Here is a 25,827-nt window from a genome sequence, read left to right as displayed (position 1 = left end):
CAACCCGGGAAACCCGTGAGGCTGCTGTGAACCCGCCCGCGTACCCCCTCCGACGGTGCCCATGCCGCCCCAGTCGTTGCACGCGCCGGAGCGCGAACGCCCCGCGCGCGCCCCCGCGCATCTCGATGGCCGGTTCTTCGCGCTCACGGACGGCTGCGGACGCGAACAATGGGCACGCACTTCAAGAGCGTGACAGCGGACGGCAGCAAGCTGAAGGGACGGCAGTGATCCGGGTACTTCTGGTGCACGACGTGGGTCTGGTCCGATCGGTCCTGGCCGAGTGGCTGGGGCGGGCCCCCGACCTGCGGGTGGACGAGACGGCATGGCGCTCGGCGCCCGCCCGGGTGCGTACGCTGCGGCCGGACGTGTGCGCGGCGGACCTCGACTGCGACAGCACGTACGGCGTTCCGCCGCTCGGCGACCTGCGCCCGCACGGGGCGGGGCAGGGAACCCCCCGATTACTGGTGCTCGCCGGTGCCAACAGACCGGGGCTGCTGCGCCGGGCCCTGGAGGCGGGGGCGACGGGGTATGTCGACAGGGCGGGCTCGCCGCAGCGTCTGGTGGACGGCATACGGCGGGTCGCCGCCGGGGAACGCTTCGTCGACGACTCCCTCGGCTTCGGCTTCCTCAGGCCGCCGAGATGCCGCTGACCCGGCGGGAGCTGAGCGTGTTATCCCTGGCGGCGGAGGGTGCCTCCGTCGCCGAGATCGCCGGGAGTCTGCATCTGTCCCATGGGACCGTGCGCAACTACATGGCGTCCATCACCCGCAAGACCGGGGCCCGCAACCGCGTCGACGCCATCCGCATCTCGCAGGGCGAGGGCTGGCTGTGACGCCGCCGCCCAGCCGCCGACCAGGTCGCGATACTGCGCCGAGCCGTTCAGCAGCCGCTCGTGGGTGCCGTACGCGGTGCGCGGCCCGTCCATCACCAGCACACGCTTGGCCCTGCGGGCGGAGCTGAGCCGGTGCGCGACCACGACCAGCGTGCCGCCGGGCCGCGCGGCGAAGGCCCGTTCGGCGCGTTCCTCCGCCGCCGGGTCCAGATGGCAGGTGGCCTCGTCGAGCAGCGCGAGCGGGGCGTACGACAGGTAGGCCCGGGTCAGCGCGACGAGCTGGCGCTCACCCGCGGACAGCGCCGCCGGATCGAGGACCGAGTCCGGCCCGCCGAGCGCCTCCAGCACCGGCGTCAGCCCGACCGCCTCGGCCGCGGCGAGCAGCTCCGCCTCGGGCACCGGGTCCGGCCGCAGCAGCCCCAGGTTCTCGGCGAGCGTGCCCGTGAACACGTACGCCTCCTGCGGTACGAGCACCCGCCGCCGCGCAGCTTCCGGCCCCGGCACGGGGTGGCCGCACACGCGGACGTCCCCGCTCCCGGGCCGGAGCAGCCCGGCGACGAGCGCGGTGAGCGTCGACTTCCCGACCCCGCTCGGCCCGACGACGGCGAGGTGCCCGCCCTGCGGTACGACGAGGTCGAGCCGGTCGAGGACGGGCGTGGCGGCGGCGCCGTAGGCGAAGGTGACGCAGCGCAGCGCCAGGGCGGGGGCGGGCTCGGTGATGTCGGTCGTTTTTTCGGTGGGGGCTCCGGCCGCAGGCTCGGGCGCCGTCGCGGGAGCCAGCCGGCGCAGGACCACCGCCAGCCGGGAGCCGCTGGTGCCCAGGCCGTGGACGAGGTCGCGGAGGGCGGGCAGGAGGGACTGGGTGACGTAGGAGAGGGCGCCGAGGAGGGCGCCCGGGGTGACGTCGTGGGACAGCAGCCAGGGGGCGGTGAGCAGGAGCAGCACCAGCGGGAGCTGTCCGCCGACGGCGAGGGCCGCGACGCGCGGCACGGACCAGCGGGCGAGGGAGCGCGCGGCGTCCCGTTCCCGGTCGAGCAGTTCGCCGGTGTCGGCGGCGACCTGGTGTTCCGCCCCGGCCGCCGTGATGTCCCGCAGCCCCGGGCAGACGGTGCCGAGCCGCTCGGCGAGGGCCTCGTCGGCGCGCAGGAACGCCTCCTGGCGGCGGGCGAGCGGCCGCAGCGACGCCGCGAACAGCAGCACCCCGGCGGCCAGCGGCGGCCCGACCACCAGGAGCAGGACCGGGGCGAGCGAGCACAGCCCGGCGAGCGCACCCGCGGCCGTGAACACGAACGACCGCGACACCAGCACCAGCCCGGCGAAGGTGTCCCGCGCGATCTCCACCTGCTGGGTGAGCCCGGACAGGGCCCCGCGGTCCGCCTCGCGCACCCCGCGTTCCACCACCCGCTCGACGAGCCGGTCCCGCAGCGGCTCGACCAGCTCCGCGACCGCACGGTAGACCCGCCCGGTGCCGTACGCGCCGACCACCACCCCCACCGCGGCCACGCCGAGCCACGCCAGCCCGAGGGGTGTGCGCCCGGCCAGGAACCCGTCGTCCAGCGCGCGGGCGGGCGCGTACCCGACGAGGAAGGCCTGCCCGGTCTCCAGTACGGACCATCCGCACAGGCGCCCGACGACCCGCCACCGCGCCCGCAGGAACGCGAGCCCCCGCCGCCGCAGCGCCTGCCCGCTCATGCCGTGGCCTCCCCGTCGCCGAAGACCGCCCGGTACTCCGCGTCCGCCCACAGCTCGGCATGCGGTCCGCAGGCCCGGATCCGCCCGGCGTCCAGCCAGGCGACCGCGTCGGCGCGGGCCGCCGTGGCGGTGCGGTGGGCGATGACGAGGCGGGTGGTGCCGGGCGTGCTGCCCAGGAGGGCTTCGGTGACGCGGGCCTCGGTGACCGTGTCCAGGCTGGACAGGGCGTCGTCGAGGATCAGCAGGCGCCCGCCGTGGGCGAAGGCCCGGGCGAGACCGAGCCGTTGGGCCTCACCGCCGGACAGGGGCGCGTCGGCGAGGGCGGTGGCGTAGCCGTGCGGGAGGCGCCGCACGAACGCGTCGGCGTGGGCGGTCCTGGCCGCCTCCCTGACCCTGGCGGGGGAGCGGGGCGCGGGTCCCAGGGCGATGGTGTCCTCGACGGTCGCCCCGAGCAGCGCGGGCCGGTCGAAGGCGTGCGCGACCGCGCGGCGCAGTTCGTCGTGGGTGAGGTCGCGCAGCGGCACCCCGTCGAGGAGGACGTCCCCGGCGTCCGGGTCGGCGAGCCGCCCGGCGAGCTCGGCGAGCAGCGACTTGCCCGAGCCGGAACGGCCCACGACGGCGAGCGTGGTCCCGCCGGGCACGACCAGGTCGACGCCGTCGAGGACGACCCGCTCACCGCGCCGGGCGGTGACCCCGCGCAGCTCCAGCCGGCCGGGTCCGGGCGGCAGCCGGCGCGGCCCGTGGGCGGGGGCGGCCTGAGCCAGCACCTCACCGAGCCGTTCGGCGGAGGCCCGCGCCCGGGCGAGGCCCGACAACTGCCCGACCAGCATGCCGACGCCGGTCGCCAGGACGGCGTACCGCGCGGCGGCGAGCACCTCGCCCACGGACAGCCGGTGCCGGGCGAGCAGCACCCCGGCGGTCGCGACGACCGCGAGGTGCAGCAGCGGCGCCACCGTGACCGCCTGCGCGAAGGCCCGTCCCTGCACCCGCCACATCCGGTGCCCGGCGCGCGACAGCTCCGGCAGCGGACGCAGGACGCGTGCCGTCTCGGCCCGCTCCACGCCCGCCGCGCGGACGGTGCGATGCCCGCCCACCGCCTCGGCGAGCGCGGTCGCGATGCCCCCCTGCACCCGCTGGTACTCCGCCACACACGCGGAGGTGTCCCGGGCCAGCACCCGCAGCAGCAGCACCAGCACGGGCACCCCGGCCAGGAAGACGGCCGCGAGCCGCAGGTCCAGCAGGGCGAGCGCCACGACCCCTCCCACGGGCACGGCGAGAGCGGCCGGCAGCGCGGCCCGTGCCGCGGGCGCGGTCCCGGCCTGCGCGGCGTTGCCCACCAGCCGGGCCACCAGATCGCCCGACCCGAACCGGGCCGCCGCGCGGGGGCCGAGGCTGAGCACATGCCCGAGCACCCGGTGCCGCAGCGCCGCCGCCGTCCGTGCGTCGACGGTCCCGGTGAGCACACTCTGCCCGGCGTCCAGCACCGCGAGCAGCACGACCAGCCCCGCACAGGCCCCGACCCACCGCGTGGCGGGCTCCCGCACGAGCAACGCGTCCAGCGCCCGGCCCAACGCCATGGGCAGCAACAGCCCGGCCCCGGCGGCGAGAAGCCCGAGCGCCCCCAGCAGGAGAGCCCGGCCGCCTCCGTCCGCCCGCGCTGGTGCCGTTCGCCCCTTCATGCGCGTCCGCCTCGCATCCTCGCGGTCGGCACAGGACCCCGGGCGGCCCCTCCCTGAGGGAGGAGGCCGCCCGGAGCCGTGTGTGCGGCGTCGGTCAGAGACAGAGCAGAACGCTCGCCGCGCTGACGCAGGACAGCAGGCTGACCGTGCTCGCGCCGCCGCCGCCGGTGAGCTCGTCGGACTCCATCGTCTGCAGGTCGAGAAGTGCCATATCGGGTCCTACCTTCCTTGTCGTGTCCCGTGTGGTGCCCGTGGGGACGGGGGGTTGTGTCACGACTCCGTCGAGCGGAGCCGCGTCTCAGGGGGTCCGCCGCAGCGGCGGGAGGAACGGCAGGTGGGCGTCGGGCGACCCGCCGAGGGCCGCGCCGAGTGCCAGCAGGCACCCTGGCGTTCCGGTGGCCAGGTCCATGGACAGGCGCATCATCTGGTGCCCGGGGAAGGCGAGTTGGCCCTGGTAGGACATCGCCGACCAGCCGAGCCCGGCGACCTGTTCGGCGAGCCGCGCCCCGGTCGCCTCCGGCGCGGTCGTGCGGGCCAGGTGCAGGATCATCCCGGCGCGGCCCTGGAACAGGCCGGGCTGGGCGTAGAAGCGGCAGGAGGCGGCGGCGACGACACCGGCGCGGGCCGCGCCCAACTGCTCGACGGCGTCAGGGACATGGGCGAGGTAGTCGTCGAGGACCAGACCCACACCGACGCTGCCGTCACCGAGGTACGGCATGGTCCGCCAGCCCTCGTCGACCTCCAGGGCGCCGCCCTCGCGGACCGTGCAGCACTCCAGGTCCCGGCCGAGCGCGAGCCCGGCGGCCTTCAGCAGCGCCCTGTCGCCCGTCGCCTCGTACCGCCGCAGCAGGAACAGCCCGGGCCCGCTCGACCCGCGCATCAGCCCGGCACGCGGGCGGGGCGAGGCCGGCCGTGGCTCTTCGAGCCGTCGTACGACGATGTCGGCGGCCTCGTCGGCCCGCTCGGCCAGCTCCCGCTCGCCCGTCGCCTCGGCCAGCCTGCCGAGGACCAGGCCGAGTCCGGCGAGGCCGCCGTGCAGGTCGGAGGCCAGCCGCTGCCAGCGCTCGCGCAGGATGCCCTCGACCAGGTCCAGTGCCCGCTGCCGGTGTCCGAGGCCGTCGAGGAGCAGGGCGACACCCGCGAGCCCGTCGTACAGGCCGAGCGGTGTGCCCACCGGCGGGGGTGCCGTGCGCTCCAGCAGCCAGCGCTCGCCCTCCTCGTACCGCTCGGCGCCGATCCGGTCCAGGGCGTACAGCACTCCGGCCGCGCCGTGCGCGACGCCGAGGCCGCCGCCGTCGGAGAACTGGGCGACGTCGCCGGGGAAGAGCCGGTCGTCGCGCTCGGGCGTGGCCGAGGCGAGCAGGGCCTTCACCATCGAGTCCCGGCTGTGCGGCCAGTCGGCCGGGTCGACCAGCGGCGCGGGCGTGCGTGCGGCGCCGGCCGGCCGTGCCGGGGCCCCGCCGGTGTCGCGGGTGATCTCCGCGACCGCCGCGTCCAGGAACTCCCGCGGCGCGTCCGGGAACTGATCCGCGATCACCCCCGCCAGATGGGACGCCTTGCCGCGGTCGATCACGAACAGCGTGGTGACCGGTAAGAACAGCGCCAGCCGCAGACACGCCAGCGCGTACCGGTCGATGTCGGCGCCCCGCCGGTCCGGCGGCGCGAAGAAGCCGGGGTGGGCGACGACCTGCCGCCCGTGCTCGGACACCGGCGCGGCCGCCTCGAAGTCGACCAGACACACCGACCGCTCGTCGGGAGCCACCAGGATGTTGAACACATGCAGGTCGTTGAAGACGATCCCGCGCGCGTGCACCTTCTCCACGGCGGCCTCCACCAGCGCGTGCACCCGCAGCGCCCACTCGGTGTACGCGGTGACCGCCTTCGGGTCCGGGTCGGCGGTGAGCAGCGGATGCCGCTCGGCGAAGAACGAGTTCAGCGGGCGTCCCTCGACGAAGTCCATGACGAGGAAGCGGTGCTCGCCCAGCGCGAAGAAGTCCCGCACCTGAGGCGCCGCGCCCGTGCCCGCCACCCGCTCCAGCGCCGCACGCTCCCGCTCCAGCCGCGCGACCGCGTCCGCCCCGTCCGAGGCGAGCCCCGCGTACGGCCGGGCCTCCTTCAGCACCACCCGCCGCCCGTCGCGCGTGTCGGTGCCCGAGTACACCCCGCCGCCGTTGGAGAAGTGCAGCGCCTTCTCGATGCGGTACGGCAGGTCGCCCACGGTCGTGGTGTTGCGGGCTTCGAGATGCGGCTGGAGGAACTCGGGCAGCGTCACCCACTCCGGCACCCGGAACGACGGCGCCCGCACGTCCGGCACCAGCCGGCCCGAGCCGTCCCGCACCGCCGGCACCAGCGTCCCGCGCTCGTCCACGGTGAAGCTGCGCGCGAACGCGCCGTAGCGGACATACAGCGGACCGTCGTGCCAGCGCAGATCCGTCAGGACGTACGGCCCCTCGAAGCCGTCCAGGAGCGCGCCCAGCTCGCGCAGCACGGTGTGCAGCTGCTCCTCGTCCGCCGGGTAGAGGGTGACGAACTTGCCGCTGCCGTCGCGGGGCGCGTACTTGGCGTTGCGCAGGTGCAGCAGGTGGGGGCCGGGGACGAACTTGAACGGGATGCGCCGCGGCACGCAGTAGTCCCACACGATCGCCGCGATCCGCTCGGCGTTCTCCCGGGTGGCCGAGGCGTGGATCTTCCAGCCCTGTGCGGGCCCGGTGGCCGGCCGTCCGTCCGCGTCGAGCGGGGTCAGCGTCAGCCAGTCGCCGATCCGCGCGGCCTCCCAGCCGTCCGGCACCCGCCGGCGCGCCGTCTCGTACAGCGGCGCGGGCCCGGCCGCCGACAGCCGGTCGGGCGTGTCGTAGAAGTGGCTGTCCGCCAGCGCGTACACCTCGTACCGCTTGTCCATGCGCCCCCCTCTGGTCGCCGCCGGAACGACCTTCGCAGCCGGGCCACGGCCCCGGACAGTCCCAGCTGTCACCAGACGACCGTGCGGTACGCACGCGTAAAGACTTGTTCGAGCCCTTTCGAGCGCGCCCTTCCCGGCGGCTCCATGGAGCGTCCGCAGGGGCTGCGCAGGCGCGTGATCCGCGCTGTAATACCCACGTGGTCAGTGAGGGCGGCGACGGACGGGGCGCCAGGGTTGCGCGCGCAGAGATCGCCTTGAAAGCGCTCACCACCGACCTTGAGGCACCCGACCGGCTGCGCCGCGTCCTGGAACAGGCCCTCGTCTTCGCCGGCGCGACCTTCGCCGCCGTCTACACCCGCTCGGCCGAACACGACCTGCTGCGACTCGTGGAGTCCGCCGGCGTCCCGCGCACCCTGTACGGCCTGCGCGACAGCTACCCGCTCACCGGCCGCTCCCCGGCGGCCGACGTCCACCGCAGCGGGCAGCCACTGTGGCTGGGCCCCGCCGACCTGGCCGACGCCCCCGAGGCGCGCCGCACCCCCGCGGGCGGCTTCTGGCTGGCGGCGCTGCCCACCGACCGCGACCACGACGGCGGCTGCCTCGTCGCGGTCACCGAACACCCCGGCGGCTTCGACGCCGAGGACCGCGCCTGTCTGGAGCTGGTCGCCGACGCCGTCTCCTGCCCCGCCCCCGGCGAACAGGCCGAGAGCGGCGAGCTGCGCCCCGGCGGGTTCGTCCTCGCCATGGACAGCGGCCGCGTCGAGGTCGGCGACCAGCTCCTGGAACTGTTCGGGCTCGACCGGGACGATTTCGACGGCCGCGTCGAGACCCTGCTCGGCCTGACCGTCCCCGAGGACCTGCCCGCGCTGATGAGCGTCACCGAGGCCGACCACATGACCATCGGCGAGCGAGAGCTGGAGTTCCGGGTGCTCCAGCCCACCGGCCGGCCCCGCTGGCTGCGGCTGCGCGGCCGGCTGCTGCCCGGCGGCGACGGACAGCCGGCCCGGCTCGTCGGCACCGTCGCCGACGCCTCCACCCTGCGCTCGGACGTCACCGACGTCGCCCGCGTCCAGCGGCTCGCCGCGGCCCTCGCCACCGCGGGCACCGTCCGTGACGTCGGCCAGGCCGTCGTCGCCGCGCTGCGCGCCCCGCTGCGCGCCGACCGCATCGCGCTGGCCGAACTGGAGGGCGACCGGCTCGTCGTCACCGTCCTCGACCCGCCCGAGCCCGAGTCCTGGCCCGAGCTGTGGCGCCTGGAGTGGCGCACCGAGTGGCCGGACGCGCCGGTGCGCGCCATGCCCACCCTCGCCGCCGCCCTCGACGAGGGCCGCGCCCGCATCTGGCCCGCCGGGACCGCCCTGGAGCCCGCGCTCGCCGAGGTCGGCCCCGGCGGACTCGCCGTGCTGCCGCTGCCCGCCGGCAACCGCATGGCGGGCGCCTGCCTGATCGGCTGGGACAGCCCGCACGACTTCGGCGCCGACGAACGCGCCCTGCTCATCGCCTCCGCGGGCCTCACCGGACAGGCCCTCATGCGTGCCCGCGCCTTCGACGCCGAGCACGAACTCGTCGGCATGCTCCAGCGCCAGCTGCTGCCGCGCCGCCTGCCCAAACTCCCCGGCGCCGAGGCCGTCGCCCGCTATCTGCCCACCACCGCGGGGCTGGAGGTCGGCGGCGACTGGTACGACGTCATCCCGCTGCCCGACAACCACGTCGCCCTCGTCATCGGCGACGTCCAGGGCCACAGCGCGGCCGCCGCCACCCTGATGGGCCAGATGCGCACCGCGCTGCGCGCCTACGCCGCCGAGGGCCATCCGCCCGACGTGGTCGTCGCCCACGCCAACCGGCTCCTCGTCGACCTGGAGACCGACCTCTTCGTCACCTGCTGCTACGTCGACGTCGACCTGGAGGAGGGTTCGGCCTGGAGCGTGCGCGCCGGACACCTGCCTCCGGTGCTGCGTCACCCGGACGGCCGAACCGAGATCGCCGAGGCGGAGGGCGGACTGCCGCTCGGCGTGGAACGGCAGGCCGACTTCCCGATGAGCCCGCTGCGGCTCCAGCCCGGCACCGTGATCGCCCTGACCACCGACGGACTGGTGGAGTCCACCGAGGCCGACATCGACGCCGGCATGGCCCGGTTCGCGGCCGACCTCACCGCCACCGACCCCGCCCACCTCGGCCTCGTCGCCGACGCCCTGCTCGGCAGCGCCCACCGCAGCGACGACGTCGCCCTGCTCCTGATGCGCTACGACGGGATGGCCGTACGGCCCCTGCGCGAGAGCTGGACGGTCTGGCGCGTCCCCGAGGCCGTGCGGCACGCCCGCCGCTTCACCCGGCGCACCCTGCGCGCCTGGGACGTCGCCGACCAGACCGACGCCGTCCTGCTGATCGTCTCCGAACTCGTCACCAACGCCCTCGTGCACACCGAAGGACAGGTCCGCCTCGACCTCACCCTGATCAGCAGCCGGCTGCGCATCGCCGTCGCCGATTCCTCACCGCGCACGCCCGTCAAGCCGACCAGCATCGGCTGGGAGGCCACCGGCGGACGCGGGCTGCTCCTCGTGGAGGCCATGTCGGCGGTCTGGGGCACCCTGCCGGTCAGCGGGGGCAAGCAGGTGTGGTGCGAGGTCGCCCTCGACGGGTGACCACCCTCCAGGGGCAGAGGTCGCCCTCGACCGGTGACCACCCTCCCGGGGTTGCCTTCCCTTCGGTGAAACCCCAGGTCACGCTGGGTTTCCCGAGCCGTGCCCGGTCGGGCGACGGGCAACCCGTCGACCCCGCCCGGCCGGCGGGACAGGCTGATGGCGACCGACAAGCACGGCCTGCGAACCCGCAGGAGACCCGCAAGGGGGAAACATGCGCAACAAGATCCGCGGCGCCGCCGCACTCGTCACCGCCACGGCCGCCGTCCTCGCCCTCGGCTCCGCCGCCGAGGCCCGGCCCGCCGACTGGGACCGCTGCCCGGACGGCGCGGTCTGCATCTACCCCGAGGGCCAGGACCCGGAGACCGACCCCGGCGTCAACCCCACCGACGTCTTCTGGAGCTACGGCGCCCACAACCTCAGCAACCAGGTCGGCCACCACTGGGTCTACAACAACCAGACCGGCGGGGCCACCGCCAACCTGTGCACCCAGTACAACGGCGGCGGCTGCGGCGACGCCATCGCCGCGGGCGTGGCCGTCTACGCCGACCTCACCCCGATCAACTCGGTACGGCTGAACCGGCCGTGACCCGACCCTGACGTTCCGCCATGGGGGAGCGGGGCGTCCGCAGCCGGCGTACGGCGGCTGCGGACGCCCTCCCGCTTTTCGCCACTTGGAGTGAATGACGTGCCGGTCCGTCAGTCCCCCGCAGTAGCCTGGGCGTCCGCCGTCTCACGACGTGGACGCACCATGCCATGGGGGACGTTTTGGGGGACCAGCAGCAGGACCCGGCGGGCGGGGACCAGGGCGCACCGGCGGGCGGTGACCGGGGCGCACCGGCGGCCTCCGCACAGACCACCGCCTCCTTCCCCGCCCAGCTCAGACGACTACGACAGCAGCGCGGCCTGTCCCTCGCCGACCTGGCCCGCCGCACCCACTACAGCAAGGGCTACCTCAGCAAGATCGAGACCGGGGCCAAGCGCGCCACGGTCGACGTGGCCCGCCGCTGCGACCGTATCCTGGACGCCGAGGGGGAGTTGCTGCGTCTGGTGGAACAGCCGCGCGCGGACGCCGGCCCGGACGAGCCGGCCTGCCCCTACCGGGGGCTGTCGGCGTTCACCCCGCAGGACGCGGCCCGGTTCTTCGGCCGGGAGCGGGCCACGGCCGCGCTGGTCGAACGGGCCTTCCAGCGCGTCGGCAAAGGCCCGCTACTGCTGGTCGCCCCCTCCGGGGCGGGCAAGTCCTCCCTGCTCAACGCCGGTTTCGTGCCCGCCCTCGGCCGGGCCGGGGGCTTCCCGATGCCGGGCGCCGACCGCTGGCCGGTGGTCACCCTCACCCCCACCGCCCGCCCCGTCGAGGAACTCCTCGAACGCACCGCCAAGACCCTCGGCGTCCCGGAGCCGACGCCCGACCCGGCCGCGCTGCTGGCCGCCGTCCGCGCCGCCGCCGTTCCCGCACCCCGGGCCGAGCGCCGGCCGCCGCCCGTCCGCCCCGTCCTGATCGTCGATCAGTTCGAGGAGCTGTTCACCCTCTGCGCCGACCACACCGAACGACGCTCCTTCGTCCGCCTCCTCACCGACCTCGCCGCGCCCCCGGACGACGGGGCGCTGGTGGTGCTCGGCGTACGGGCGGACTTCGCCGGCCGGTGCCTGGAACTGCCCGAACTGGCGGACGTGTTCACCGACGGCCTGTTCGTCCTGCCGCCGATGACCCCCGACGAACTGCGCGAGTCGATCAGCCGCCCGGCGGAACTGGCCGGCATCCCCCTGGAACCGGGCCTCGTCCCCCTCCTGCTGCGCGACGCCGACACCAGCGCCGCCCTGCCCCTGGTCTCCCACGCGTTGCTCTCCACCTGGCAGCAGCGCGAGGGCGCCGCCCTCACCGTCGCCGCGTACGAGCGCACCGGCGGCATCCAGGGCGCGGTCGCCCGCACCGCCGAGAGCGTCTTCGCCGGGCTCCACCCGGCCGAGCAGCGCACCGTACGCCGGCTGCTGTCCCGCCTGGTGCAGGTCTCCGACGAGGCAGGCCCGACCCGCCGCCGGGCCCGGCGCGCCGACCTCACGGCCCTGCCGGCCGACGCGGAGGGCGCCGAGCGCGCCCTGGACGCGTTCGTGCGGGCCCGCCTGATCACCGTCGACCACGACACGGTGGAGATCGCCCACGAGGCCCTGCTGCACGCCTGGCCCCGGCTGCGCGACTGGATCCACGCCGACCGCGCCGGGCTGCTGGTCCACCAGCAGCTCGCCCACGCGGCAGCCGAGTGGGAGCGCGAGGGCCACGACCCGTCGGCCCTCTACCGGGGCAGCCGCCTGGAGACGGCCCGCGCCTGGGCCGACGAGGCCGACGGACTCAGCCCGCTGCAGGAGGCGTTCCTGGCGGCGGCGCTCGCCGAGGAGGACACCAGAAGGCGGCAGGCGCGCCGCCAGACGCGACTGCGGCAGACGCTGCTCGCCACCCTCGCGGTGCTCCTCGGTCTCGCGGTGACCGCCGGCGCCCTCGCCCACCAGCAGCGCACGGCCGCCCTCGCCCATGAACGCGCCGCCCGCTCCCAGGCCCTCGCCGTACGCTCCATCTCCCTGGCCGGCGGCCGCCCCGAGGCGTCGATGCTGCTGGCCGAGGAGGCCTACCGCGCCGACGCCGGCGCCGAGGCCCGCAGCGCCCTGCTCAGCACCCAGGCCCAGCTGTTCTCCGCGCGCCTCACCGGCCATCGCGGCCCCGTCAACACGGTCGCCTTCACCCCGGACGGGCGCCTCCTCGCCGACGGCAGCTCCGACGGCACCGTCCGGCTGCTGCGCGTGTCCGACCGCCATGTCGTCACCACCCTGCGGGTGCCCGGGCGCGTCCGCGCGGTGGCCTTCGACCGGGACGGCGGGCTGCTGGCGGCGACCTCCACGACCGGGCCCGTCCGAATGTTCGACCCGGCCTCGCCCGCCCCGCCGCGGCTCCTGCCCGCCACCACCGGCGCCCGCGCCCTCGCCTTCGACCCCCGCGGCGCCCGGCTCGCCGTGGCCGCCGCCGACGGGACGGTCCAGCTCTGGCGCACCGGCCGCGAGCCGCGCCGCGAGGCGGTCCTGGGCGGGCATGCGGGAGGCGTCAACGCCCTCGCCTACACCCCCGACGGGCACCGGCTCCTGTCCGCCGGCGCCGACGGCACCGTACGCCTGTGGGACCCGGACCTGGCCCGGCCGCTCGCCGCGCTGCGCGGGCACACCGGCGAGGTGCTCGGGCTCGCCGTCGCGCCCGGCGGGCACACCCTCGCCTCGGGCGGCACCGACCGCACCGTACGGCTGTGGGACCTCGCCACCCGCAGGGCCACCGCGACCCTGTCCGGGCACGCCGACGACGTCAACGCGGTGGCCTACACCCCCGACGGCACCACGGTCGTCAGCGCGGGCGGCGACGGCACGACCCGGCTGTGGGACGTCCGCGCCGCCCGCCCCGTCGCCACCCTCGCCGGGCACACCGACTACGTCCTGTCCGTGGCCGTCGACCCCGCCGGACGAGGGCTGGCCACCGCCGGGTTCGACCAGTCGGTGGTGCTGTGGGACCTGCGCGGCCGGGCGCTGACCGCACGCCCGTTCACCGAGCTGTCCCGCGCCGACCACAGCCCCGACGGCCGGCTGCTCGCCGCCGCCGGGACCGACCACACCGTACGGCTGTGGGACGTGGCGTCCCGGCGCCCGGTGGCGACGCTGCGGGGCCACCGGGAGAGCGTGTTCGCCGTCGCCTTCGCCCCGGACGGCCGCACCCTCGCCTCGGCCGGCTCCGACGGCGACATCCGCCTGTGGGACGTGGCGACCCGGCGCCCGGTGGCGACCCTGCGCGGGCACCGCCAGAGTGTGTTCGCCGTCGCCTATGCTCCCGACGGCCGCACCCTCGCCTCGGCTTCGGCCGACCGCACCGTCCGCCTCTGGGACCTCACCGGACACCGCCCGCCGGGGGTCCTTGACGGCCACACCGACTTCGTGAACGACGTCGCCTTCAGCCCCGACGGCCGCACCCTCGCCAGCGCGAGCGACGATCTGACCGTACGACTGTGGGACGTGGCCTCGCACCGGCAGCGCGCCGTCCTCAAGGGCCATACAGGCGCCGTGCGCGGTCTCGCCTTCGGCCCCGACGGGCGTGTCCTCGCCAGCGGCGGCAACGACGGGGCCGTACGCCTGTGGGACCTGCGCCGGCACCGCCGCACGGCCGCGCTCACCGGCCACGCGGGCTCCGTGCGCGGCATCGCCTTCTCGCCCGACGGCCACCGGCTCGCCAGCAGCGGCGGCGACGGCACGGTCCGGCTGTGGGACGTTTCCGCCCGGCGGCCCTGGGCCACGCTCACCGGACACACGGGCGCGGTGTGGGGCGTCGACTTCGCGCCCGACGGGCGGACGGTGGCCAGCGCCGGCAACGACGGCACCGTACGGCTGTGGAACCTCGACCCCGGGGCCCGGCTCCGGGACATCCACCGGCTGCGCGAGCGCCTGACGGCTCATCAACCACCCTGAGAGGTGAGGGTTTCCCGGGCGTTGCCCGTTGCCTCTTTCGAGTGGACCACGCGCCGGGCGGGAACGAGCGGGCGCCGGTCGGCAGTCTGACAGTCGACCGGCTTCCCGCCGTCTTCGGAACTTCTCGCCACCTTCGCACTTCTCGCCACCTTCGAGAACGGGGACTCCGCATGATCCGCCGCACCCTCGTCGGCAGCGTGCTCGGCGCGCTGCTCGCCCTGCTCCTCGGCGCACCCGCCACCACGGCGGCCGCCGCCGACGACTGCCGCACCCTCGCCTCAGGCGCCTCCGCGGCCGCCGAACGGGCCATCGCCGCCGCCTGCGAAGAGGTCGCCGCGGGCACCTGGTACTCCTGGGGCGGCGGCCACGGACCGCAGCCCGGGCCCACGTACGGCCAGGTCGACCCCGAGGACCCGGCCAGCGAGCACGACCCCGAGCGGCGCGGCTTCGACTGCTCCGGCCTGGTGCGGTACGCCTACGCCCGCGCCACCGGCGAGGACCTCCTGAACGGCGTGGCGAGCGCCCAGTACTACACGCACCGCGCCGCCGCACGCTTCACCCCCGACCAGGGCCTCGCCCCCCTGCTGCCCGGCGACCTGCTCGCCTGGGGCACCTCCGACCACCTCAAGCACATCGCGATCTACCTCGGCGCGGGCCGGATGGTCGAGGCCCGGCAGTCCGGCACGAAGCTGATGGTCAGTGACGTACGCCTGAACAGCGCCTACTTCGGGGCCGTCCGCCTCGACACGGGTCCGGTCACCGGGCCCCTCTTCGCCACCTGGGGCAACGGCGTGTGGACCAAGGCCGAACCGGCCGTCGCGGCCACGCGCGTGTACGCGTTCCCCGGTCCGACCACCATCCGGGTCCGCTGCCAGAAGCACGCCGAGCGCGTCACCTCCGACGGCTACACCAACGACGTGTGGTCCTACCTGCCCGACTACCGCGCCTGGGTCACCAACATCTACATCCAGGGACCCGCGTGGCTGGACGGCGTCCCCGCCTGCCCCTGACCCGACGAGCGAACACAAGGGTCGAGGCGGGCGTACAGGAGAAGTACCGCAGGCGACCACTCGGCCCCTTGATCCCCGCTATGGTGAAGCAGATGAAGGCACTCGTGCTGTCCGGAGGCGCCGGAACACGGTTGAGGCCGATCACCCACACCTCGGCCAAGCAACTCGTTCCGGTGGCGAACAAAGCCGTGCTGTTCTACGGCCTGGAGTCGATCGCCGACGCGGGGATCACCGAGGTGGGACTCGTCGTCGGCGACACCGCGGAGGAGATCCAGGAAGCGGTCGGCGACGGATCGAAGTTCGGCCTGGAGATCACCTACATCCCGCAGGAACGACCCCTCGGACTCGCCCACGCGGTGCTGATCGCCCGGGACTTCCTCGGCGACGACGACTTCGTGATGTACCTCGGCGACAACTTCATCGTCGGCGGCATCACCGGCCTGGTGGAGGAGTTCCGCACCAGCCGCCCCGACGCCCAGATCCTGCTCACCCATGTCGCCGACCCGCGCGCCTTCGGCGTCGCCGAACTCGGCCCCGCCGGGCAGGTGATCGGCCTGGAGGAGAAGCCGGAGCGCCCCAAGAGCGATCTCGCCCTGGTCGGCGTGTACCTGTTCACGCCGGCCGTCCACGAGGCCGTGCGCGCGATCGCCCCGTCCTGGCGCGGCGAGTTGGAGATCACCCACGCCATCCAGCATCTGCTCGACTCCGGCGCCGATGTCCGCTCCACCGTGATCCACGGCTACTGGAAGGACACCGGCAACGTCGTCGACATGCTGGAGGTCAACCGCACCGTCCTTGAGACCATGGAGCGGCGCATCGACGGCGAGGTCGACGAGGCGTCGGAGACCGTCGGCCGCGTCGTCGTCGAGCGGGGCGCGCGCGTGATCGGCTCCCGCATCGTCGGCCCCGTGGTGATCGGCTCCGGCACGGTCGTCACCGACTCCTACGTCGGCCCGTTCACGTCCGTCGCGGAGAACTGCCGCATCAAGGACAGCGAACTGGAGTTCTCGATCGTGCTGCGCGACTCCTCCATCGACGGGGTGGGCCGGATCGAGAACTCCCTCATCGGCCGCCATGTCGAGGTGACCCCGGCACCCAGCGTGCCCAGCGCCCACCGCCTCGTCCTCGGCGACCACAGCACGGTCCAGATCCATACCTGAGCAACACGCACAGCCCGCTCCGAGCAAGGTGCAGATCCCCACATGAACCTCCTCGTCACCGGCGCCGCCGGGTTCATCGGCTCGACGTACGTCCGCATGCTGCTGGCGGACGACGGGCCGAACGCCCCGTACATCACGGTGCTGGACAAGCTCACCTACGCCGGCACGCTCGACAACCTGCCGCCCGAACACCCACGGCTGCGGTTCGTGCAGGGAGACATCTGCGACGCCCCGCTCGTCGACAAGCTGGTCTCCGAGAGCGACCAGGTCGTGCACTTCGCGGCCGAGTCGCACGTGGACCGCTCCATCGACGGCGCCGCCGATTTCGTCCGCACCAATGTGCTCGGCACCCAGACCCTGCTGGACGCGGCCCTGCGCCACGGCGTCGGCCCGTTCGTGCACATCTCCACCGACGAGGTGTACGGCTCCATCGAGTCCGGCTCCTGGCCCGAGACCCACCCGCTGAGCCCCAACTCCCCGTACTCCGCCTCCAAGGCCTCCTCCGACCTGCTCGCCCTGGCCTACCACCGCACCCACGGCCTCGACGTGCGCGTCACCCGGTGCTCCAACAACTACGGCCCGCACCAGTTCCCCGAGAAGGTCGTCCCGCTGTTCGTCACCAACCTCCTCGACGGCAGAAAGGTCCCTCTGTACGGCGAGGGCCTCAACGTCCGCGACTGGCTGCACGTCGAGGACCACTGCCACGGCGTGGAACTCGTGCGCACCGAGGGACGCGCCGGCGAGGTATACAACATCGGCGGCGGCACCGAGCTGACCAACAAGGAGCTCACCGGCCTGCTCCTGGAGGCCTGCGGGGCCGACTGGGAGATGGTCGAGCACGTCACCGACCGCAAGGGCCACGACCTGCGCTACTCCGTCGACTGGACCAAGGCGCGCACCGAGCTCGGCTACCGCCCCCGCCACGACTTCACCGAGGGCCTGGCCGCGACCGTCGACTGGTACCGCGCCAACCGCGCCTGGTGGGAGCCGCTGAAGGAGCGCCGATGAGGTGGCTCGTCACCGGCGCGGGCGGCATGCTCGGCCAGGACACCGTCGCCGCCCTCACCCGGCGCGGCGAGGACGTGACGGGCCTCGGCCACGCCGCCCTGGACATCACGCGGCCGGAGTCGGTGGACGAGGCGCTCGCCGCGCACCGCCCCGACATCGTGGTCAACTGCGCCGCCTACACGGCCGTCGACGACGCCGAGACCGACGAGAAGACGGCCCTGCTGATCAACGGCGAAGGCCCCCGACACCTGGCCCGCGCCTGTGCCACGACCGGCGCCCGGCTGCTGCACCTGTCCACCGACTACGTCTTCTCCGGCGAGTCCCGCACCACCCCCTATCCGGAGGACCACCCCCCGGACCCGCGCACCGCCTACGGCCGCACCAAACTCGCCGGCGAACAGGCCGTCCTCGCCGAACTCCCCGAGACCTCCGCGATCGTCCGCACGGCCTGGCTGTACGGCGCCACGGGCCGCAACTTCGTCCGTACGATGCTCGATCTGCAGGCCCGCCGCGACACGCTCGACGTCGTCGACGACCAGCGCGGCCAGCCCACCTGGAGCGCCGACGTCGCCGAACTCCTCGCCGACCTCGGGCCACTGATCGGCCCCGGCCTGAGCGGCGTGTTCCACGCCACCAGCTCCGGCGAGACCACCTGGTACGGCCTGGCCCGCGAGGTGTTCCGGCACGCGGGCGCCGACCCCGAGCGGGTACGGCCCGTGGACAGCTCCGCCTTCCCCAGGCCCGCCCCGCGCCCCCCGTACAGCGCGCTCGGCCACGACCGCCTGCGGCAGGCGGGCCTCACCCCCATCCGCGACTGGCCAGAAGCGCTGGCAGCCGCGTTCCCGTCCTTCGGCGTCACCACCACAGAGGGAGAATCCGCAGCATGTCGATCAAGTCGGTCGTGAGGAAGACCGTCAAGCCCGTCGTCGGCGAGCGCGGCTGGCAGGCACTGCGCCGCGTCAGGCAGCGGACGTTCGGCACCCCGCCGGCGCCCCCGAAGAAGCCCACGGGTGTCGCCGCGATCTCCGACGACCTCTGCAAGCTCGCCACCCACTTCAAGACCGACAAGTGGGGCGGCCACAAGTACGCCCAGCACTACCAGCGCTATCTCCAGCACCTCAAGAACGCGGAGTTCAACCTGCTGGAGATCGGCATCGGCGGTTACAACCGGCCCGGCGAGGGCGGCGCCTCGCTGCGGATGTGGAAGCACTTCTTCCCCAACGCGCAGATCCACGGCATGGACATCCAGGACAAGTCCTTCGTGGACGAGGACCGGATCACCACCTACATCGGCGACCAGTCCGACCCCGACTCGCTGCTGTCCATCGCCGAGAAGATCGGCAGGATCGATGTGATCATCGACGACGGCAGCCACCGCAGCCCGCACGTCATCACCACGTTCCGCACCCTGTTCCCGCTGCTCAGCGACGGCGGGATCTACGCGGTCGAGGACACCCAGAGCTCGTACTGGCCGGAGTGGATGGGCAGCGAGGACCTGGACTCCAAGGACACCAGCATGGGAGTCCTCAAGCAGCTCGTGGACGGCCTGAACTACGAGGAGTTCGTGGACGAGGACTACGAGCCCTCCTACTTCGACCGCAACATCCGGGCGGTCCACTTCTTCCACAATCTCGTGATCATCGAGAAGGGCGTCAACGCCGAGGGCACCAACAAGAAGCGGGTCCTCAAGGCCCGCTACGGCACCCCCAGCGCCAAGACCTCGTGAGCAGGCCGGGCGGCCCCGTCAGCCGGTGGGGCCGCCCGCGCGAAGCCGCTCGTAGTGGGCGCGGCAGGTCTCGTACTCCGGCAGGAGCCCGGCCTCCAGCGCCTCCGCGAGGGACGGCGCCTCGGCGTCCTTCGGCGACAGCACCGGCTCGATGCCCCGGGGCCACTCGATGCCCAGGTCCGCGTCCAGCGGATGCACGCCGTGCTCACGCTCCGGGGCGTACCCGGTGGAGCACAGATAGACGACCGTCGCGTCGTCGGTCAGCGCCATGAAGGCGTGGCCGAGGCCTTCCGCGAGGAACACCGCGTGCCGGGAGTCGTCGTCGAGCCGGACCGCCTCCCACTGCCGGAACGTGGGCGAGCCGACGCGCAGGTCGATCGCCACGTCCAGGACGGCGCCGCGCACACAGGTGACGTACTTCGCCTGCCCGGGCGGCACATCGGAGAAGTGCACCCCGCGCAGCACACCCCGGCGGGAGACCGAGCAGTTCGCCTGCGCCAGTGCCAGGTCGTAGCCGGTGGCCTCGCGGAACTCCTGGCCGCGGTACCACTCGTGGAAACTGCCCCGCTCGTCCGGGAAGACCTTGGGCTCCAGCACCCAGGCACCCTCGATCCCCAGCGGTCGCAACGCTCTACCTCCTGTGCTCGGTGACTCGGGACACCGCGCCGCGCAGCACCCGGCCGAGCCTGCGGCGGACACGGCGCAGCAGCGGCCGGCTGTCGCGCGGTGTCGCGGCAGGCACCGCACGCACCGTGCCGTCGTCGGTGACCTCCAGGGCGAGCGGCAGCGCCAGGAAGCGCTCCGGGACCGGACCCAGCGCCACCCCCCAGGTGCCCGCCCGCAGCTTCGCGAGCGGCAGTTCGGCCTCCAGCACCGCCCTGCGCCCGTCGGCGGCGGGGGACAGGCGCCCGGACACCTCCACGCTCCGCTCGGCGGTCAGCCGCAGCCGCACCTCCGACTCGCCGGGCACATACAGCGGAACCGGCGCGCGCAGACCGCTCCCGGACACGGTGACCATCGTGTGCGTGACCTCGGACAGACCGAGCCGCTTGGTCGCGCGGTCCACGTCGAAGGCGAGGTTGCCGTGCGGATGGGTCCAGTACGGCAGGACCACCCGTCCGCCCGCGACACCCGCGCTGGGCGTGGGCCGGTCCTGGGCCGGGGCCGGGCCCAGCCGGCACTCCTTGGTCCAGGCGCCCAGCCGGACCCGGACGAACGCGTCCCACAGACCGGCGGCCGGCGCCGCCCCGTCCGCCGCGGTCGCCGGGTCGACCGTGGCGGACGCCCGCAGCACCAGCCGCACCCGCTCTCCGTCGCCCTCCGGCACGGTCTCCCGGGTGACCCGCACCGGCTGGAAGTGCTGGGCGGCGCTCTCGCGCTCCCGCAGCAGCAGGTCGGCCGTCGCCTTGTCGAACCGCGCCACGGAGTCGGCACACACCCAGTCGACGGCCTCGGCGGCGTCCAGCGGCGGCTCGCCCGTCGCGGGCACCCCTTCGGCGGGGAACGGCATCGGCTCGCCGCCCGAGGTGAACTCTGCGCGCAGGGCCACCCGCACCACGCCCCCGTCCCACTCGACGCCCTCGGGCAGGGCCCGCACGGCGATGCCGCTCTCCCACTCGGCGAAGGCGACGACGTCGTCGTACCGGTCCGCGGCGATCATCGCGGCGACCACCCGCTGGGCCGGCGGGAGCCCGGCCGCGACGCCGGGGCCGAAGCGCTCGACGGCGGTCGCGTGGATCTCGGCGAACAGGGAGCGGCGGTAGTCCTCGGGCATCGCGAGCAGGCGCTTGCCGCGCATCCGCTCGACCATCTCGTTGCGCAGCCAGCGGCGCAGCAGCCGGTCCCGCAGCTCGCCCGGCTCGGTGTACGCCTCGACGACGTCCAGGGCCTCGCGGAGGTTCTTGAAGTACCCGGCCGGGTCGAGCTGCTGGAAACCGGCGTTGGAGGCGTCGTCGCGGCGGACGTGGTAGTAGCAGACGTAGTCGCTGAGCACCGAGACGTTGCCCGCGCGCAGATACGCCTCGGTGACGAAGACGTGGTCCTCCAGGCGCCGCCGCCCCTCCGGGAAGCGCAGCCCGATGCGGTCCAGGAACTCCCGGCGGAACATCTTGTGCGGGGTGAGGCTGTCGATGAGCGGCGCGTTCGCCACGGACGCCTTCGGGTGGTTGCGCCGGAACAGCTCGACCGGCACGGGGCGCCCCTTGCCGGCCATCTTGCCGACGACGACGTCAGCGTCGTTGGCGACGGCGTAGTCGTACATCCGCTCCAGCGCCTCGTCGGCGAGATAGTCGTCGTTGTCGACGAACATCACGAACTCGCCCTTGGAGGCCTCGATGCCGACGTTGCGGGGCTTGCCCGACCAGCCGGAGTTCTCCTGGTGGATGACGTGCACATGGGGGTGCTCGGCGGCGACGGCGTCGAGCCGGGCCGGGGTGTCGTCGGTGGAGCCGTCGTCGACGAAGATCACTTCATAGGCGTCGTCGGGCAGCGACTGACGCAGCAGGGAATCGACGCAGTCGTCGATGTAGCGCCCGGGGTTGTACACCGGAACGATGACGCTGACCTTCACCGGCATGGCCTCCTGACCCCTGGGGTCGTCTGCCGTTCATGTTGAGGATTGACGTGCGTTGCCCGATCGTATCCGGCTGTCGCGCCGTCGATCGCCGTGCACACGCGCGGACTTACCCTGGTCGTATGCGTCTGCTGCTGATCTCCGACACCCACCTGCCGCGCCGGGCGCGGGAGTTGCCCGCCGAGGTGCTGACCGAGGTGGAGGCGGCCGATGTCGTGGTGCACGCCGGCGACTGGGTCGACACGGCCACGCTCGACCTGCTGGAGGAGCGCAGCCGTCGGCTGATCGGGGTGTACGGCAACAACGACGGCCCCGACCTGCGGGCCCGGCTGCCCGAGATCGCTCATGCCCAGCTGGGCGGCCTGCGCTTCGGCGTGGTGCACGAGACGGGCCCGGCCCAGGGCCGCGAGGCCCGCTGCGCGGCGCGCTTTCCCGAGCTGGACGTTCTCGTCTTCGGACACAGCCACATCCCCTGGGACAGCACCGCTGCGACAGGGCTCCGCCTGCTCAACCCGGGCTCGCCGACCGACCGTCGCAGGGAGCCGTACTGCACCTATATGACCGCGTCCGTCACGGACGGTGACCTCACCGACGTGGTCCTGCACCGGCTGCCCCCACGCTGAGCGCCTTCACCCGAATTGCTGAACCGGCCCCGCACATGAAAAGGCGGGCCGCTCCGGCCTACCGGCAACGGCCCGCGCACTGCGAATCTGGGCTGTCCGTCACGGACCTCCTTCCGACCTACTGCAGGGGCGGACTATTTCGTCCCTTTGAGCCGCGAATACCCGATTCGCTCCACCTCACACACGGACAGCGGATTTTTTTCGAGGGGCCTCACCGCGCGCCTCACCGCGGCGCCCCGTGGATCGCCCCCGCCGTCGACGTCAGCGGTGCTCCGCTGCCGCCCCACCGCAGCGCCACGATCTCCGCGGCCACCGACACCGCCACCTCCTCGGGCGTACGGGCCCCCAGATCCAGCCCGACCGGCGAGCGCAGCCGGGCCAGCTCGGCCCCGGTCAGCCCCGCCGCCACCAGCCGCTCCCGGCGCTCGGCGTGCGTACGGCGGCTGCCCATCGCCCCGATGTACGCGGCCGGCCGGCGCAGTGCCTCCTCGAGCAGCGGGACGTCGAACTTGGGGTCGTGGGTGAGCACGCAGATCACCGTCCGCTCGTCGGTGCCGGTGCCCGCCAGGTACCGGTGCGGCCAGTCCACCACCACCTCCACGCCCGGCGGGAAGCGGCGGGGCGTGGCGAAGACGGGGCGGGCGTCGCACACGGTCACCCGGTAGCCGAGGAAGTCCCCGATCCGGGCGACAGCGGCCGCGTAGTCGATCGCCCCGAACACCAGCATCCGCGGCGGCGGCGCGAACGACTGCATGAACACCGAGACGGTGTCCTCCCGGCGCTCCCCACCGGGCCCGTAGTGCCGCACGCCTGTGGCACCCACAGCGAGCTCACCCCAGGCATCGGCGGCGACGGCAGCGTCGAGGCCGGCGTTTCCCAGACTGCCCAGCGTCTCGGGGGCGTCACCCGGCCCCGGCTCGTCCGGCGGCCACACCGCGAGCGCGGCTCCGCGTGGTGCCGGGCCGTCGACGACCGTGGCCAGGGTCACCGGGCGGCCCGCTGCCACCGAGTCGGCGACCGGGCCGAGGGTGGGGTCCAGGTCGGGGGTCACGGGGCGGACGAGGACGGTGAGCTCGCCGCCGCAGGTCAGGCCGACTGCGAAGGCGTCCTCGTCGCTGTAGCCGAAGGTCTCCAGGCGGGCCCGGCCGTCGGCCAGGGCCTCCTGGGCCAGTTCCAGGACCGCGCCCTCCACGCAGCCTCCGGACACACTGCCGACGACCTCGTCGCCTGGGCCGACGGCCATCGCCGCGCCCGGACCCCGGGGCGCGCTGCGGCTCACCGCCACCACGGTGGCCAGCCCGAACGGAACAGATGCGGACCACCAGCCGGCCAGCACCGGGAGAATCTCACGCACCGCGGGGCTCCTTAATCGCGTTGCCGTCGCCCTCGCCGTCTGCTGCACTGCTCGGGTTCCAGCTTCGAGCCGAGGAGGGCCGCAATGCGCGCACCGTTCATGTCCACCCAGGAAGGAAACAGCCCACTCTCCCGAGGACATGACGCTACGTGCACATGCTCAATCTTGGCATCCTCGCCCACGTCGACGCAGGAAAGACCAGCCTGACCGAACGGCTGCTGCACACCGCCGGGGTCATCGACGAGATCGGCAGCGTCGACGACGGCAGCACCCGGACGGACACCCTCGCGCTGGAGCGCAGGCGCGGGATCACCATCAAGTCCGCGGTCGTGTCGTTCCCCGTCGACGACGTGACCGTCAACCTCATCGACACCCCGGGGCACCCGGACTTCATCGCCGAGGTGGAACGCGTCCTCGGTGTGCTCGACGGCGCCGTGCTCGTCGTCTCCGCCGTCGAGGGCGTCCAGGCACAGACGCGCGTCCTGATGCGCACCCTGCGCCGCCTGGGCATCCCCACTCTGGTCTTCGTCAACAAGATCGACCGGCGCGGGGCACGCGGTGCGGAGCTGGTGCGGTCGGTCGCCGAGCGGCTGAAGGTGCCCGTGGTGCCGATGGGGACCGCCGAGCGGCTCGGCACCCCGGACGCCCGGTTCGTGCCCGGCCTCGGCCCCGCCGCGCTCGACGTCCTCGCCGACCACGACGACGACCTGCTGGCCGCGTACGTCGAGGGCGCCGTACGGCCGGAGCGGGTGCGCGCGGCCCTCGCCGAGCAGACCCGGCAGGGCCTGGTGCACCCCGTCTACTTCGGCTCCGCCGCCACCGGCGCGGGGACGGACCCGCTGATCACCGGCATCCGGGAGCTGCTCCCGGCCGCCGGCGGCGATCCGGCCGGGCCGCTGTCGGGCACCGTGTTCAAGGTCGAGCGGGGCCCGGCGGGCGAGAAGATCGCCTACGCGCGCGTCTTCACCGGCACCCTGCGCGTCCGCGACCGCGTCCCCTTCGGCGACCCGCCCCAGGAGGGCAAGGTCACCGCGGTCGGCGTCTTCGACCACGGCACGGACGTCCCCGCGGACGCGGTGCCGGCGGGCCGGATCGCCCGGGTGTGGGGCCTCGCGGACATCAGGATCGGCGACTTCCTCGGTGTGCCCCGTAAGCCGTACGGGCACTTCTTCGCCCCGCCGACGCTGGAGACGGTCGTCGTGCCCGGCCCCGGCACGGACCCGGGGGCGCTGCACCTGGCCCTGACCCAGCTCGCCGAGCAGGACCCGCTGATCGGGCTGCGCCACGACGAGGTGCGGCGGGAGACCAGCGTGTCGCTGTACGGGGAGGTGCAGAAGGAGGTCGTCCAGGCCACGCTCGCCGAGGAGTACGGCCTGGAGGTCGGCTTCCGGGAGACGACCCCGCTGTGCGTGGAACGGCCGGTCGGGTCGGGCACGGCAGCGGAGTTCGTCAAGAGGGGCGACAACCCGTTCCTGGCCACGATCGGTCTGCGCGTCGACCCGGCCCCGCCCGGCTCGGGCGTCACGTTCGGCCTGGAGGTGGAGCTGGGCGCGATGCCGTACGCCTTCTTCAAGGCCGTCGAGGACACCGTGCGCGAGACCCTCGAACAGGGCCTGCACGGCTGGCGGGTCACCGACTGCCAGGTCACCATGACCCACTCCGGCTACTGCCCCCGTCAGAGCCACGCCCACCAGGGTTTCGACAAGAGCATGTCCAGCACCGGATACGACTTCCGGGGCCTGACCCCGCTGGTCCTGGTGGAGGCGCTGCGGCGGGCGGGGACGCGGGTGCACGAGCCCCTGCACCGCTTCCGCCTGGAGGCACCCGCGGACACGCTCGGCGCGCTGCTGCCGGTGCTGGCCGCGCTGCGGGCGGTGCCGCGCACCACCGAGACGCAGGGTGCCGTCTGCGTCCTGGAGGGCGACGTCCCGGCGGCCCGTGTGCACGCCCTGGAGCAGCGGCTGCCGGGACTCACCCGGGGCGAGGGTGAGCTGGAGTGCGCCTTCGACCACTACGCGCCCGTCACGCAGGGGCCCGTGCCCGAGCGGCCGCGCACCGACCACAACCCGCTGAACCGGAAGGAGTATCTGCTGAACGTCACTCGCAGGACGAGTAGTTGACGGAGTGTCAGAAAAGCTC

General features: G+C 74.1%; 17 protein-coding genes and 1 pseudogene. 11 read left to right on the top strand and 7 right to left on the bottom strand.

From position 1 onward, the window contains the following. Positions 1-322: 322 nt before the first annotated feature. Positions 323-748: pseudogene (locus RKD23_RS04305) on the top strand (LuxR C-terminal-related transcriptional regulator); the annotation flags it as partial. Here RKD23_RS04305 and RKD23_RS04300 read toward each other — a convergent pair. The 4 genes from RKD23_RS04300 to lanKC all read right to left on the bottom strand — a co-directional run bounded on the left by RKD23_RS04300 (position 671) and on the right by lanKC (position 7,102). Continuing rightward, positions 671-2,524, bottom strand: a complete 1,854-nt coding sequence (locus RKD23_RS04300) for an ATP-binding cassette domain-containing protein (protein ID WP_424852387.1) — start codon at positions 2,522-2,524, stop codon at positions 671-673. The pseudogene RKD23_RS04305 and the gene RKD23_RS04300 overlap by 78 nt on opposite strands. Further along, positions 2,521-4,203, bottom strand: coding sequence for an ATP-binding cassette domain-containing protein (locus RKD23_RS04295; RefSeq protein WP_424852386.1), 1,683 nt, complete (start codon positions 4,201-4,203; stop codon positions 2,521-2,523). The genes RKD23_RS04300 and RKD23_RS04295 overlap by 4 nt, the downstream gene beginning before the upstream one ends. A gap of 94 nt (positions 4,204-4,297) precedes the next feature. Then, a complete protein-coding gene (locus RKD23_RS04290) occupies positions 4,298-4,414 on the bottom strand; it encodes a SapB/AmfS family lanthipeptide (protein ID WP_404030913.1) in 117 nt (38 codons plus the stop codon). A gap of 87 nt (positions 4,415-4,501) precedes the next feature. Then, a complete protein-coding gene (gene lanKC / locus RKD23_RS04285; protein ID WP_424852385.1) occupies positions 4,502-7,102 on the bottom strand; it encodes a class III lanthionine synthetase LanKC in 2,601 nt (866 codons plus the stop codon). Positions 7,103-7,299: 197 nt separating this feature from the next. On the opposite strand from lanKC, the gene RKD23_RS04280 reads away from it, so the two are divergent. From RKD23_RS04280 to RKD23_RS04245, 8 genes are all read left to right on the top strand, one after another. Beyond that, entirely contained in the window at positions 7,300-9,744 is a 2,445-nt protein-coding gene (locus tag RKD23_RS04280) for a SpoIIE family protein phosphatase (RefSeq protein ID WP_424852384.1), read from the top strand. 211 nt (positions 9,745-9,955) lie between these two features. Then, positions 9,956-10,330, top strand: coding sequence for a hypothetical protein (locus RKD23_RS04275; RefSeq protein ID WP_404030906.1), 375 nt, complete (start codon positions 9,956-9,958; stop codon positions 10,328-10,330). Positions 10,331-10,497: 167 nt separating this feature from the next. Beyond that, entirely contained in the window at positions 10,498-14,235 is a 3,738-nt protein-coding gene (locus tag RKD23_RS04270) for a helix-turn-helix domain-containing protein (protein ID WP_424852383.1), read from the top strand. 170 nt (positions 14,236-14,405) lie between these two features. Further along, the gene (locus RKD23_RS04265; RefSeq protein ID WP_424852382.1) at positions 14,406-15,245 is read left to right on the top strand and encodes an NlpC/P60 family protein; all 840 of its coding nucleotides are present in this window, start codon (positions 14,406-14,408) and stop codon (positions 15,243-15,245) included. Positions 15,246-15,337: 92 nt separating this feature from the next. Beyond that, on the top strand, positions 15,338-16,405 hold the full coding sequence (locus tag RKD23_RS04260; protein ID WP_424852381.1) for a glucose-1-phosphate thymidylyltransferase: 1,068 nt from the start codon (positions 15,338-15,340) through the stop codon (positions 16,403-16,405). Between the two features lie 42 nt (positions 16,406-16,447). Next, positions 16,448-17,413 (top strand): dTDP-glucose 4,6-dehydratase, encoded by a 966-nt coding sequence (rfbB, locus tag RKD23_RS04255; RefSeq protein WP_424852380.1) that lies wholly within the window; start codon positions 16,448-16,450, stop codon positions 17,411-17,413. Then, positions 17,410-18,318, top strand: a complete 909-nt coding sequence (rfbD, locus tag RKD23_RS04250; protein WP_424852379.1) for a dTDP-4-dehydrorhamnose reductase — start codon at positions 17,410-17,412, stop codon at positions 18,316-18,318. Before rfbB ends, rfbD begins: the two co-directional genes overlap by 4 nt. Continuing rightward, positions 18,297-19,139 carry a hypothetical protein gene (locus RKD23_RS04245; protein WP_424852378.1) on the top strand — a complete coding sequence of 281 codons (843 nt, stop codon included), beginning with the start codon at positions 18,297-18,299 and terminating at the stop codon, positions 19,137-19,139. The genes rfbD and RKD23_RS04245 overlap by 22 nt, the downstream gene beginning before the upstream one ends. 18 nt (positions 19,140-19,157) lie before the next feature. On the opposite strand, the gene rfbC is transcribed toward RKD23_RS04245, so the two are convergent. After that, on the bottom strand, positions 19,158-19,766 hold the full coding sequence (gene rfbC, locus RKD23_RS04240) for a dTDP-4-dehydrorhamnose 3,5-epimerase (RefSeq protein WP_424852377.1): 609 nt from the start codon (positions 19,764-19,766) through the stop codon (positions 19,158-19,160). A gap of 4 nt (positions 19,767-19,770) precedes the next feature. After that, complete coding sequence (locus tag RKD23_RS04235) at positions 19,771-21,714, bottom strand: glycosyltransferase family 2 protein (protein WP_424852376.1); 1,944 nt, start codon at positions 21,712-21,714, stop codon at positions 19,771-19,773. A 119-nt stretch (positions 21,715-21,833) separates the two neighbouring features. Between RKD23_RS04235 and RKD23_RS04230 the strand changes: the two genes are divergently transcribed. Continuing rightward, positions 21,834-22,334, top strand: coding sequence for a metallophosphoesterase family protein (locus RKD23_RS04230; protein ID WP_424852375.1), 501 nt, complete (start codon positions 21,834-21,836; stop codon positions 22,332-22,334). Positions 22,335-22,557: 223 nt separating this feature from the next. On the opposite strand, the gene RKD23_RS04225 is transcribed toward RKD23_RS04230, so the two are convergent. Further along, on the bottom strand, positions 22,558-23,688 hold the full coding sequence (locus RKD23_RS04225; RefSeq protein ID WP_424852374.1) for an XdhC family protein: 1,131 nt from the start codon (positions 23,686-23,688) through the stop codon (positions 22,558-22,560). Between the two features lie 149 nt (positions 23,689-23,837). Here RKD23_RS04225 and RKD23_RS04220 point away from each other — a divergent pair, with 149 nt between their 5' ends. Continuing rightward, complete coding sequence (locus tag RKD23_RS04220; RefSeq protein WP_424852373.1) at positions 23,838-25,808, top strand: GTP-binding protein; 1,971 nt, start codon at positions 23,838-23,840, stop codon at positions 25,806-25,808. Positions 25,809-25,827: the final 19 nt, after the last annotated feature.

This window comes from Streptomyces sp. SAI-170 (genome assembly GCF_049739565.1).
GTDB lineage: Bacteria > Actinomycetota > Actinomycetes > Streptomycetales > Streptomycetaceae > Streptomyces.
The sequence above is the reverse complement of the archived record's forward strand: the minus strand, read 5'-3'. Positions and strand labels throughout refer to the sequence as shown.

Bases quoted from the DNA above. Each gene is read 5' to 3' on its own strand.
- RKD23_RS04300 (WP_424852387.1), bottom strand. From the start codon at position 2,524: ATGAGCGGGCAGGCGCTGCGGCGGCGGGGGCTCGCGTTCCTGCGGGCG.
- RKD23_RS04295 (WP_424852386.1), bottom strand. From the start codon at position 4,203: ATGAAGGGGCGAACGGCACCAGCGCGGGCGGACGGAGGCGGCCGGGCT.
- RKD23_RS04290 (WP_404030913.1), bottom strand. From the start codon at position 4,414: ATGGCACTTCTCGACCTGCAGACGATGGAGTCCGACGAGCTCACCGGC.
- lanKC (WP_424852385.1), bottom strand. From the start codon at position 7,102: ATGGACAAGCGGTACGAGGTGTACGCGCTGGCGGACAGCCACTTCTAC.
- RKD23_RS04275 (WP_404030906.1), top strand. From the start codon at position 9,956: ATGCGCAACAAGATCCGCGGCGCCGCCGCACTCGTCACCGCCACGGCC.
- RKD23_RS04270 (WP_424852383.1), top strand. From the start codon at position 10,498: ATGGGGGACGTTTTGGGGGACCAGCAGCAGGACCCGGCGGGCGGGGAC.
- RKD23_RS04265 (WP_424852382.1), top strand. From the start codon at position 14,406: ATGATCCGCCGCACCCTCGTCGGCAGCGTGCTCGGCGCGCTGCTCGCC.
- RKD23_RS04260 (WP_424852381.1), top strand. From the start codon at position 15,338: ATGAAGGCACTCGTGCTGTCCGGAGGCGCCGGAACACGGTTGAGGCCG.
- rfbB (WP_424852380.1), top strand. From the start codon at position 16,448: ATGAACCTCCTCGTCACCGGCGCCGCCGGGTTCATCGGCTCGACGTAC.
- rfbD (WP_424852379.1), top strand. From the start codon at position 17,410: ATGAGGTGGCTCGTCACCGGCGCGGGCGGCATGCTCGGCCAGGACACC.
- RKD23_RS04245 (WP_424852378.1), top strand. From the start codon at position 18,297: ATGTCGATCAAGTCGGTCGTGAGGAAGACCGTCAAGCCCGTCGTCGGC.
- RKD23_RS04235 (WP_424852376.1), bottom strand. From the start codon at position 21,714: ATGCCGGTGAAGGTCAGCGTCATCGTTCCGGTGTACAACCCCGGGCGC.
- RKD23_RS04230 (WP_424852375.1), top strand. From the start codon at position 21,834: ATGCGTCTGCTGCTGATCTCCGACACCCACCTGCCGCGCCGGGCGCGG.